The organism is Stenotrophomonas sp. AGC87 (assembly GCF_057333975.1).
Genome location: NZ_JBHFHW010000041.1, coordinates 1 through 10,953 on the forward strand (window position 1 = coordinate 1; position 10,953 = coordinate 10,953).

Here is a 10,953-nt window from a genome sequence, read left to right on the forward strand (position 1 = left end):
TCGGGCGCGGATCTCCAGCATGGCCTCGCCGTAGGCTTCCTGCAGGTCTTTGAGCTGGCGCTCGTACTGCTCGCGCACGTCCTCCGGCTTGGCCCGCAGCGCGTTCTCCATGCCGCGCTTGCCATCGTCCACCCAGCTCTCGATCTCGGCCGGCGTCAGGTCGAACTGGCGACTGGCCGCAGCCACGGTGGTCTTGCCCTGGATGATCTCAAGGACCAGTGCCGACTTGCGACGGGCCGTCCAACGCTTGATCTCTTCTTCCATCACTTCGTTCATCGGTGTCTCCTTCGGGGAAAGTAACACCTGAGCAGGAAATCAGTGGGTCATTACAGGCGGCGCATACCAGGCCGCACGAGACAAACCCACGTAACCGCAGGACCGGCTCAGGGGGCGCGCGTGCACCTCGATGAGGAAACGCACTGCCTCACGCTTCTGACCCGGCCCTACAGTTTTTTTGCGATCAGGTCCTTCAGCGCCGCGTTGTCCAGCGCCATTTCCGCATACATGCGTTTGAGCTTGGCGTTCTCAGCCTCGAGGTCCTTGACTCGACGAAGCTCGGACGCCTCAAGCCCGCCGTACTTGCTCTTCCACTGGTAATACGTCGCCGTGCTGATGCCGGCCTGGCGACATAGATCCTTCACCGCAAGCCCGGCATCGCCCTGCTTGAGGATCGTGATGATCTGCGTCTCGGTGAATTTTGATGTGCGCATGCAACCTCCTGGCTGGTTAAAGATGCCAGAAAGCTCTACTTATCGGGTGTCTGGCTGCCGGGGGAGCTTACGAGACCCTTGAGGAGGCAAACACGACAGAAAGAATGCTTGATAGGGTGCAGCTTGGCCTGGACGTGGCGAGCCTTGTACCGGGACTGGGTATCTTTACCGGTGGCGCAAGCGCTCTAATCAGCATCGGTCGGGGCGACTATGCAGGCGCCGGGAGCTCGGCACTCGCAATGATCCCTTTCGCTGGAGGCCTCATCAAAGGCGGTGTACTTGTCGGAAAACATGCTAGTAAGGTTGGCAAAGCAAGCGCGAAATCTAGTTATGGAGGAAGAGGAAAAGGAATGAAAAAAGGTCCCTGTGCTGCACTCCAAGACGGCATACCCGGCCAAGCCGACAGAGGAGGTACGCATGGTTCAATAAGACGGGAGGGGGGGGGGCTCGCACAATCCACCAAGGGATTCGCATCACGTGCCTATTGATGACTTTCGCGGTAAATTCGGCAGCAAATACGATACTGCCATTGCACAGATGCCAGCATGGACCGCATGCAAAGGTTGCATCTAATGACTACCCAGAATTTGTCCCAATGGATTAGCGAAATTAGTTCGTCACTCACCCACCCTAAAAGCGACCAAAAGGCGACCAACTTCTACAACTTGCTATGCAAGGCACCTCGAGAGCTACCAGCGCATGCGACAGAGATTTTAATGGGAAGTTTTTTAGATCCATACGAATCATCTACAATGCAGTTATGCATGAGCATCCTGGGGAATGCCGCTTTTAATGATTACTACAATGCGTACATAAAAATACTACCTGAGCTTATAGCCAAACAACCAGACATGACCCTCAGCTTATTAAATTACCCCAGGGCTGAGCTGAGTCAAAATCAAATATCAATTATTATCCATAAAATCAAGCAACAAGATCCCTCCGGAAAACTGAAAGATGACTTAGATCACTGCATACTGGAATGGAATTTAAAAGACTACGAACCATGGTCTAGCATTTACTATCACAACTGAGCATGGCAACAATGAAGGACATACTCAATGATTTTATCAAACAGGGCAAGGAGGCCTTAAAGATACAACCCTTCGACTTCTTTCGCGATACGGCGACGGATGGAGAAAGACCAGCAAATAGCGTAGCTCCAGTTTATTACCTGAGATGGGCATCCTCCAAAAACCTTCTGAAAAACAACAATGAAATACATAAACTTCTTGAAGAAGAGCCTGGCCCGTCAGAGAAAGCTGCGATAATTCGCAAGGCTGTAGGAGCAGCACTGCATCCTGCCTTGTTCACCACTGAAGGAAATTCTTTTACGCAAGCTTACTACCGCCCAGGCTGGAGCTTCTTCTACTTTACTGACATATCAACCATGTTCTGCAATATAGCGTACTTTGAAGACATCCCCGACACTGAGGAAAACTATCAATTAATTGCAAACACCTTAAACAACCGGCTGGAAGTCTGGAGAAAACTCAACAGCATAAAAAAAGCCAATAGAGCCCTCTAGGCTCCTTACGAAATCCCGAGAAACCCATCCAGCGCCCCTCGGAAGCTAGAATTTTGTAGAGTTTAAAGCTATCTACGGAAAAGAATCCCGTGATGGTAAAGAGTTTATAAAACCTCGGATGAGGCCTGGGCTTTGGTTACTGATCTCTTCACCGTAGTGCTGCCCCGCCTGAGCGACCGCCTGGCGCTCGATGGCGTGCTCTGGGTACTCTACTCAGTTGTTGCTGTGGCGAGAAATGCCGAAACGCTTTGGGCCATGGCAGACGCTTCATGAACTCCGCATTCGAAGCCGCCGTGTGATTCCGGACGCTGTACTCCCGATTCTTCTGCAGTCCAGAAACCATGATGCACCCGGCGCAACAATCGAAAAAATGCAGTTGCACCCCAACCCGTCGACTTCCGAAAGTCCATTGACTGTTTGGCTGCCTTGGTCGAGTTAGACATCAAAGTCGCGGCATTCGAGTGCGGCCCATCAACCCCACCTACCCCGCACTTGAGTAGGGGGTTGCCGTGGCATCTCTGGCGAACAGTTTTACGACAGCAGCGTTTCATTGGAATCATTGGCGGTGAGAGTGGCCGATTGCGCCGTCTCACTTCGCCTCATTCTGGCTCAATAGCAGCGCGTACTGGACTGGGCCAAGATCCAGGGACCGCGCGAGGGTGGCAACCCGGCGCGCTGGCGAAGCCACGGGATCTACATGGTCCGAGTTCAATCTGGACGCAATGCTGTGGACCGTGCCTGCGTCACGAATGAAACGGGACCCGGAGCATGTCGCACCCTTGACGCCGGCGGCTGCTGCGATCCTCGCCTCCGTGCTGATAGCGATCGGTGGCCTGGGATTGTTGGGTGCATCCATGCACCCAACCCTTCCGCGCTGCGCGCTCCAGGGCCAGCCATTCGGCTGTCCGGATTCGCTCCGGGCAAATCCGTCGAACCGGCGTGGCGTCGGCACCCTTTTCTCTCCGCCAGATACGCAAAACGCCCCTTTCGGGGCGCTTTGCGTATCTGGCGGAGAGAGTGACGTCCATGTATTGGTCCACAGCAGTCCAGAAAGGACTTCGAACCGGTCATTTATCCATCCGCGTCAACACCTTACGCTCGCATGGCATCCAGCACCATCCACGCACGTGCGTTCACAGCGGCCTACAAATGGCATACTCAATGGCATACTGAAACCACCCAAGGGCCTCATGGCACTCCTGACAGATCTCAAGGCCAGAGGCATTACCCCCGGTAGCCGACCGGTTCCCCACGGAGGCGTAACCGGTCTAACCCTGCTCCCCTCGAAGAAGCAAAAAGGCAGCGGCAAGTGGGTACTCCGCTACGTAAGCCCCGTTAGCGGCAAGCGACGCAATGCCGGGCTGGGCGCCTACCCCGCTGTGGGAATCGCCACGGCTGCAAAGATCGGCCGCGAGATGCGTGAGCAGATCGCAAACGGGCAAGACCCGCTGACTGAGAAGGAGGCTCAGGAACAGAGACGAGTAGTCCCAACCTTCCAAGAGGCTGCTATCCAAGTACACGAAGAGCTGAGGCCCGGCTGGAAGAACGCCAAACACGCTCAGCAATGGATCAACACGTTAACTGAATATGCCTTTCCCAAGATCGGCGCAATCCAGATCGATCAGCTCAGTCCGCGTCATGTGGCCGACGTACTAAGACCTATCTGGCTGGAGAAGGCGGAGACAGCTTCGAGGGTCAGGCAGCGGATTCATGCTGTGATGGCATGGGGATGGGCCCATGGCTTCAACAACGCGAACCCCGTCGACGTAGTCGGCCACCTTCTTCCTGGACAGGCGAGCATAAGCATCCGGCGGGAGCACCAGCCAGCCATGCCATGGCAGTCACTGCCAGCGTTTGCGGCCTCAGAGCTTGACTGCGCTGCGGATCTGGACGTCACAAGGCGAGCGATGCTCTTTCTTATTCTCACTGCCGCCCGTTCCGGGGAGGTCCGCGGGATGACTTGGGATGAGGTGGATCTCCAGGGCGCAGTCTGGACAATTCCGGCTAGCCGGATGAAGGCGAAACAAGCACATCGAGTACCCCTCTCAAGGCAAGCGCTGCTTCTGCTCCAACAGCAGTTCGGCCAGCACCATCAGCTGCCCTTCCCGTCTGTTCGCGCGAGAACCGTAATGTCTGATATGACCCTGACGGCGCTGTTGCGGCGACTAGAGGCTCCCAGCGACTCAAATGGTCGAGTGGCCACCGCACACGGTTTTCGCTCCAGTTTCCGAGATTGGTGCAGCGAGCATGGCTACGCCAGAGATCTTGCAGAACGTGCGCTGGCCCATACTGTTAAGAGTCAAGTGGAAGCGGCTTACCACCGCACCGACCTGCTGGAACAGCGTCGACCAATGATGCAGGCATGGAGTGATTACGTACTACCTAACTATGGGTGAGGCAGGACTGCGGGGCCAGCCTCCTTCCGGCCTCATTACCGTGGCGGTCCGCGCTAGGACCAGTACGTGCTGTTCCATATAGCCACCGGCAAGCCGCTTCCGGCCAGAAGCGGACACTGATCACCAGCCCCAAGCCGAACGTGCGACAGGCCTCTTCCAGTAGCTCGGCGGCGAGGCCCTACTGGTGGCGCATCACAGCCTCGAGCTCGGCATCCGGATCAATTAGATGCGAGTGATCGTCCTGGTCCAGTTGGGTCTCGGCCCATTAGATGGTTCCGTTGAACCTGCCCCGTTCGATCGTATAGCCCTCGTAAACCGGCATGCCGGTGTCAATGCCAACATCCAAGCGAGCTCGCTAAGCACTGCTCGCTCGCGAGAGCTGAAGTGCCCAAATCGGCGCCACATCCTCGCCTGTGACCTGCGGTATGAAGCCGCCGACCTCCCGAAAAGCCGCAGCACTGGCACCAGCGCACTCCCGAGGTGAGGGCGCGTCGACGTGGCTAGGCGGTGACGGCAGCGTGGTGAAAATGTGGAGCCCGCCCAAACGCCGTTCTCATGGCGGAGGTAGCAGCATAGAGGGCGACACCAAACACGGAGCGACCCATGAGCAAACTTCCCCTCAATCCCGGCGCCGACGTGGATGACCAGGACAAGGCGCACACCCCGGACAAGCTCCGGAACGATGACGCCACGTGGAAAGACAAGGACATGCCTGAGGCGGAGCACACCGCCAAACCGGAAGATTACGAGCGTCCGGCAAAGCCCTAAGAGCCGGCTCCGCGATTCCACCCCATTCAGGAGAGCCAGATGGCCTTGATCCATTCGATTTTGATGGGAGCCGTCGCGGGAATGCGCGCGATGACCCCTTTGGCCGCAGTGACCAACGCCGCGCGGAGCGGTGACTTGCCCGCCGATAATGGTGCCCCTCGTCTTCTGGCCAACAAGCTCGCCTCCGCAGGCATGCTCGCATTGGCAGGCGGAGAGCTCGTTGGTGACAAGATGAAATCGGCCCCCGACCGCATCGTTCCGGCAGGCATGGTTGCGCGCGTCGCTACCGGGCTCATTGCAGGCGCGGCGCTCGCTCCCCATCGGCAGCGAAAGCTTGGCGCGCTTCTCGGTGCCGGCGCCGCCGTTGGTATGGCCTACGTGACCTTCAACCTGCGCATGCGAGCAATCGCCCGCTACGGCCAAAGCAGCACAGGAGCCGTGGAAGACGCCATTGCCGTCGGCAGTGCTGCCCTCATCACAAAATGGGCTGCCGGGGGCACCACACCGAAAGAACGTCGGAGATGAGACCCCTGCAATGGGGTCCTCCGTCGGTGGTCTCGGGTCTTCCGAACGGGACGACGTCCGCTTGGGCAGCGGACACGAGAATCTGCCACCACAGCCCCGTCACGGGTGGCCGGACATGCTCTGACCGTTCCCTTGTTCAGGAGGCCTGATGCCAACCTCATCGTTCGTCGTTCGCTCCTTTGAAGCGAGTTTTGCTTCGTCCGGCGATGTGGCGCGCATACTGTCGTTGACGGTTGAGTGTGGCCAGTGCAGAACGACCACTGCCTCGACCACAGCCTCCCTGATCGAGCTTCCAGGTGGCGCGCTTTTTCGCTGTGTGCAATGTGGGTCCCATCACGCGGTCAGCAATGCCCGGCTCACGGCTGCTCACCCGCCTTTCAAGGCAACTGCGCAGCCCGCTCCTGCAGGGCCGATACGGGTCCGTCCCGTGGTTCCTGTATCTCGCCAAGCCTTGGTGATCGAAACCAGGTAGCAGGCTGGTGGGGCTTGGGCTGGGCATGGATGTGCTTTTTCCGCTCGTCCCAAGCCCGGAGCAAAGAAGCCGGGCGGGAGCACCAGCCCCTTGGCTCCTCCTGTCGCGGTCGCCTATGATGAAACCCAGGCTCAGGCCCGCGCCTATTGACCCACGGGCCCCTTGACGCGAACGTTCGAGCATGCCAAACACAGGGCGGTTCTATCTGTTTGAAGTAAACGTGCACCCAGCGCGGCCAGGTTCGGACAAGGAGTCCAGAGTGGTCCGTGTTCAGGCCGAATGTCTTTCCTGCCACCACGTCACCCAGGCCGACGCCCCGCCCAGCCTTGTGAACATACCGGGAGGAGGCGCGGTGCTGGAGTGTCCTGCGTGCGGGAGCCGTCAGGCTATTTCGGCGGCTCGGTTCGTTGAGTTTTCTCGGCGGTCGGTCGGGGGCCTCGCCTCCCCGGATGCACCACAACAGTAATCCGGGCCTGAACAGCTGATAGATGCAGACCGCACGCGTTGCGCATGCCCCTGCACTCTGAAGCATCTACGGGTTCTCCGCGCTGGGGCACGCTCGGGCGTACAATGAAGGTCCGCGATTGGCTCAATTTCGTATGGGCAAAACGCCGGCCCTCTTCAAACGAATATTGATGGTGGGGACACGGAGCGGCCGTCCGTCGCACGCATGTCCACCACCTCATTTGAGCCCATCGCGCGAAGCGGTGTCTGCGTGCAAGAGGCTGAAGGGCGAGCGCCGTCCGCAGTCAAATGCGATGTCTCCGGTGAAATGACGCCTCTGTGCTCCCAGCCGTCCTGCACCGCTGCAAGCAATCGGCTGGCACAGCGAACAGCGCTCCCGAGGGACGAATCCAACCCCACGATGTAGACGAAGCAGCCGTCGAACTTCGCCGATGCAGTCTCCAGGCCCGCTGCGTAAACCATTTCGCGTTTGAGTGCCTTGAACCATCGCCTGGGCGGCTCGGCCTCCAACTCGATCACAACGGCGGCTTCGCCGAAGTCCAGCAGCATCGCTTCGATCCTCAACACCTTGGGAACCGACGGAGTTTCTTTTGTTGCGGCCATTGCCGTTCTCCTCTGGAACAATGACGGAAAAGTACACTCAGCACGCGCCAAGACGGCGTCAACATTCTCAGGCCGTAATTGAGGCAATTCTGCCCCGCTGGCCGGGGCGTTATGTTGGGTTCCGACCCGTGTCGTTGCCGTAACGCGACGCCCATGCGTCGAAGCCGCTCCCCGGAACAAGCACGCCCAGCCGCTGTAGTGCGTACGTGCGCGCTTCCGCGTCTGCACCCCGGCAGATGTAGTCCGAGGCAGTAGCGAGCATGGCGACGAACTGTGCTTCGGGGTACCGCGTAGACCACACCGGAAGAAGCACTTCCAGCTCTTCGAGCATATGGTCGATGTCGACGCGGTCGTACATGGCTCAATGCGGCGGCCGGTACCTGCGCAGCTCGGTCGTCAGTACGCCTACCTCCTCCACGGCTTGCTTGAGCTGATCTTCGCTCAGGCCAAGCTCCCGGGCCCAGAACCGAAGCTCCCATTCCTCATTGATATTGATCCGATCCGGATCCTTCGGCTTGCCGCCGGGCGTCTCCGCCGGGGTGGGTGGTCTGCGCATCCTCATCCTCCTAACAGGAACCCAGGCGGACCACATGGTCCACCTCATCGAGCCAGATCAAGTGAACACCCGCGTCGCCGGTGTCCAGCCGCACCACCCCATTGGTGCCCTCGTTCCCGTCTGCATCAAGAAACTGCTGCACGGTCGGTCGCTCCGGTACCGTCGCCACGATCACCTCACCGGTGCGCAGGTGAAGTTCGGCGACGATCTCGCCACCCAGCTGCAGCTGCAGTGCTTTCAGTCGGTCTATGGCGGCCGCTTCAGTGTGGACGCGGGGGGCATGTTGGGTCATTCGCCTTTTCTCCTGCCGGAAAAGCGCACTGTAGCGATCGGCCTGCGATCACCTGCTGTGCTTGGCGTCGTGCTCATGCGAATCCCACCGCCCCTGTCCATCACTTGAATTTGACGCAGGCGGCGCGGTGAACCGCCCGTGACGATGACGTCGACGGCTACTACCTGCACGAACACGGGAGCGTCTCATGGCCTTGGCGCCTGTCGCGGCAGGATCCACACTCCTCATCGATGGGAATGTGCCATGTCCTACACCGTCCGCCTGCGCGTTACCTCCGTCGTTCTCGGCTTGGTGGTCGCCGGTGCGCTGAATGCACAGAGCGCCCCGAGTCCACGCCCTGCAGAACGCACGTCCACCCACGTCACAACCGGCGCCAACCCATCGGGCGAGCTGCGCCAGCGCCAAGCATTGGGCGTCTTGGCCGCCATCAACCAGGCAGAGGTCAACGCCGGGCAGCTCGCGCTTGCCCGCGGTCAGAACGCAGCCACCCGCCAGTACGCCCAGACCATGATCCAGGAACACACGCAGAACCAGCGCGCGCTGGAGGCTTGGCAGCCTGACAAGCGTAGCGCCCCGGCACAGGCAAAGGCCGCCGAAGCGCAGGCCGAGGCGGCGACGCTGGCCAAGCAACAAGGCGCTGCCTTCGATGCCGCCTACCTCAGCGCCATGGTGACAGATCATCGCAAGGCACTGGACACGCTGGACACCGTGATCATCCCGGCCGCCACGCAGGCCGATCTGCGCACGTTCCTCAAGGAAACGCGCACACATGTCGCCGACCACCTTGCGCGGGCCGAGCGTCTGGCGGGCAACGCGACAGCGGCTGACTGACACTTACGGAGCACGCCATGCATGTTCCCGATCCGCGCAACGTCGAGGCGACCGACCCCGCTCTGATCATGCGCGCCCTGACCATCCAGGCCGACGTGGCGCAGGTCATGACCGCATGGTGCGACCCAAAGGTACAGCGCCAGTTGTTTGCCGGCGCTGCCGAGCTCGTCGAGGTGGGCAGCGAGGCCAGTCTGTGGCGGCTGACCGCGCCGTTGGGCCGGCATCCGGTTGTTCGCCTGCGCACGCACGCACCATCAACCATGCTGGTGCAACAAGTGCTTGAAACAGATGATGGCGCTCAGGCTGCCATCTCACTTGCGGTGCGGCCCTGCGCGCACCGCCCTGGGGTCGAAGTTGAGCTGCGCGTCCGCTATGCGCCAGACGGCCTGATCGAAGGTCTGTTGACCCGGCTGCTTGATCCGCCGCCGGGTGCGCTGGCCGGTCAGATTCTGAGACGGCTTCGCGCGCTGCTCGAAAGTGGCGAGATCCCCTCCCTGACGTCCAACCCGGCCGCACGCTGAGGCCGAACAGGAGTTACCGATGCGAGCGCTGTGCTGGAACGGCGTCAACGACCTACGCGTGGAAACCACCCCGGACCCGGTGTTGGTTGCGCCACGCGACGCCATCATCAAGGTCGGGCTGAGCACCACCTGCGGCTCTGACCTGCATTTCATCGACGGCCACATCCCCGGCATGCGCGAAGGCGACATCATCGGCCACGAGTTCATGGGTACCGTGGTAGACACCGGGCCGGCCGTGACGGGCGTGCGTCCGGGCCAACGCGTCGTGGTCCCCTCCTTCATATCCTGCGGCAGTTGTTGGCATTGTGGGCGCCTCGAGTATTCCCTGTGCGACAACACCAACCCCAACGGGCACCTGCAGGAACCCGCGCTTGGGTATCCGACCGCCGGTATCTTTGGCTACACACATGCGTTTGGGGGCTACGCGGGGTCGCACGCCGACTATATCCGCGTTCCCCACGCGGATGTCGGCTGCTTCCCGGTGCCCGACGGGGTCAGCGACGAAGACGCGCTGTTCCTGTCCGATGCCGGACCCACCGGCTTCATGGGTGCGGACTTCTGCGATATCCGGCCCGGGGACATCGTGGCGGTGTGGGGATGTGGGGCGGTCGGGCTGATGGCCCAGCAGAGCGCACGCCTGATGGGCGCCGAACGGGTGATCGGTATTGATCGGCTGCCCGAACGGTTGGCCATGGCGCGTGACATCGTGGGCAGCGAGATCATCGACTACAGCGCCGTGGACAGCGTGCCGGATGCATTACGCGAGCTTACTGGCGGCCGCGGCCCCGACGCCTGCATCGACGCGGTGGGAATGGAAGCGCATGGCACGGGCCTTGGCCATGCCTATGACCGCGTCAAGCAGGCCCTGCACCTGCACACCGACCGCGGCCAGGCGCTACGCGAAGCTGTCATGGCCTGTCGCAAAGGCGGAACGCTTTCGGTGCTGGGCGTGTATGGGCTGATGGACAAATTCCCGCTGGGCACGTTGATGAACAAGGGCATCACGGTACGCACCGCTCAGCAGCACGGCCAGCGCTACCTGCCGAGGTTGCTGGCGTTGGCGCAGCAGGGCAGCTTGCTGCCCCGCTTCATGGCCACCCACCGGATGCCGTTGGAAGACGCCGTTCGCGGCTACGATCTGTTCAAGCACAAGAAGGACGGCTGCGTTCGGGCGGTGTTCGTTCCGGGTGGATGAAACAGCGATTGCGGGTCGGCGCCGCATACGCGTCGGAGCCCGCCACCGGACGGCCATTCCAGCGTGCCCTGTCCCCTGCCGGGTGCGTGAC

The 10,953-nt window shown here is 60.4% G+C and carries 13 protein-coding genes and 1 pseudogene; 8 read left to right on the top strand and 6 right to left on the bottom strand.

The window, feature by feature from the left end:
• A partial coding sequence (locus tag ACE026_RS16885) for a DUF1153 domain-containing protein (RefSeq protein WP_486040003.1) occupies positions 1 to 276 on the bottom strand: 276 nt, incomplete at its 3' end.
• A 51-nt stretch (positions 277 to 327) separates the two neighbouring features.
• Positions 328 to 710 (bottom strand): annotated as a pseudogene (locus tag ACE026_RS16890) (transposase); the annotation flags it as partial.
• 572 nt (positions 711 to 1,282) lie between these two features.
• Here ACE026_RS16890 and ACE026_RS16895 point away from each other — a divergent pair.
• The 5 genes from ACE026_RS16895 to ACE026_RS16915 all read left to right on the top strand — a co-directional run bounded on the left by ACE026_RS16895 (position 1,283) and on the right by ACE026_RS16915 (position 5,927).
• Entirely contained in the window at positions 1,283 to 1,744 is a 462-nt protein-coding gene (locus tag ACE026_RS16895) for a hypothetical protein (RefSeq protein ID WP_486040005.1), read from the top strand.
• Between the two features lie 11 nt (positions 1,745 to 1,755).
• Complete coding sequence (locus tag ACE026_RS16900; RefSeq protein WP_486040007.1) at positions 1,756 to 2,238, top strand: DUF7832 domain-containing protein; 483 nt, start codon at positions 1,756 to 1,758, stop codon at positions 2,236 to 2,238.
• Positions 2,239 to 3,428: 1,190 nt separating this feature from the next.
• Positions 3,429 to 4,634, top strand: a complete 1,206-nt coding sequence (locus ACE026_RS16905) for a tyrosine-type recombinase/integrase (RefSeq protein ID WP_346477588.1) — start codon at positions 3,429 to 3,431, stop codon at positions 4,632 to 4,634.
• Positions 4,635 to 5,237: 603 nt separating this feature from the next.
• Positions 5,238 to 5,402 (top strand): hypothetical protein, encoded by a 165-nt coding sequence (locus ACE026_RS16910; protein ID WP_282261698.1) that lies wholly within the window; start codon positions 5,238 to 5,240, stop codon positions 5,400 to 5,402.
• 39 nt (positions 5,403 to 5,441) lie between these two features.
• Positions 5,442 to 5,927: a DUF4126 domain-containing protein gene (locus tag ACE026_RS16915; protein WP_463272333.1), complete on the top strand. Its 486-nt coding sequence runs from the start codon at positions 5,442 to 5,444 to the stop codon at positions 5,925 to 5,927.
• Positions 5,928 to 7,020: 1,093 nt separating this feature from the next.
• Here the strand turns inward: ACE026_RS16915 and ACE026_RS16920 are convergent.
• The 4 genes from ACE026_RS16920 to ACE026_RS16935 all read right to left on the bottom strand — a co-directional run bounded on the left by ACE026_RS16920 (position 7,021) and on the right by ACE026_RS16935 (position 8,315).
• Positions 7,021 to 7,467 carry a hypothetical protein gene (locus tag ACE026_RS16920; RefSeq protein ID WP_463272332.1) on the bottom strand — a complete coding sequence of 149 codons (447 nt, stop codon included), beginning with the start codon at positions 7,465 to 7,467 and terminating at the stop codon, positions 7,021 to 7,023.
• Between the two features lie 109 nt (positions 7,468 to 7,576).
• A complete protein-coding gene (locus ACE026_RS16925) occupies positions 7,577 to 7,825 on the bottom strand; it encodes a hypothetical protein (RefSeq protein WP_463272331.1) in 249 nt (82 codons plus the stop codon).
• A 3-nt stretch (positions 7,826 to 7,828) separates the two neighbouring features.
• A complete protein-coding gene (locus tag ACE026_RS16930; RefSeq protein ID WP_181406109.1) occupies positions 7,829 to 8,023 on the bottom strand; it encodes a DUF3606 domain-containing protein in 195 nt (64 codons plus the stop codon).
• Positions 8,024 to 8,033: 10 nt separating this feature from the next.
• Positions 8,034 to 8,315, bottom strand: coding sequence for a DUF3247 family protein (locus ACE026_RS16935; protein WP_141056951.1), 282 nt, complete (start codon positions 8,313 to 8,315; stop codon positions 8,034 to 8,036).
• A gap of 243 nt (positions 8,316 to 8,558) precedes the next feature.
• Here ACE026_RS16935 and ACE026_RS16940 point away from each other — a divergent pair, with 243 nt between their 5' ends.
• From ACE026_RS16940 to ACE026_RS16950, 3 genes are read left to right on the top strand one after another with little or no spacing between them, the layout of a single operon-like run.
• Complete coding sequence (locus ACE026_RS16940) at positions 8,559 to 9,146, top strand: DUF4142 domain-containing protein (protein WP_481520959.1); 588 nt, start codon at positions 8,559 to 8,561, stop codon at positions 9,144 to 9,146.
• A 17-nt stretch (positions 9,147 to 9,163) separates the two neighbouring features.
• Positions 9,164 to 9,667 carry an SRPBCC family protein gene (locus ACE026_RS16945; protein ID WP_141056949.1) on the top strand — a complete coding sequence of 168 codons (504 nt, stop codon included), beginning with the start codon at positions 9,164 to 9,166 and terminating at the stop codon, positions 9,665 to 9,667.
• Between the two features lie 19 nt (positions 9,668 to 9,686).
• Positions 9,687 to 10,862: a zinc-dependent alcohol dehydrogenase gene (locus ACE026_RS16950; protein WP_481524669.1), complete on the top strand. Its 1,176-nt coding sequence runs from the start codon at positions 9,687 to 9,689 to the stop codon at positions 10,860 to 10,862.
• The last annotated feature ends 91 nt before the right edge of the window (positions 10,863 to 10,953 follow it).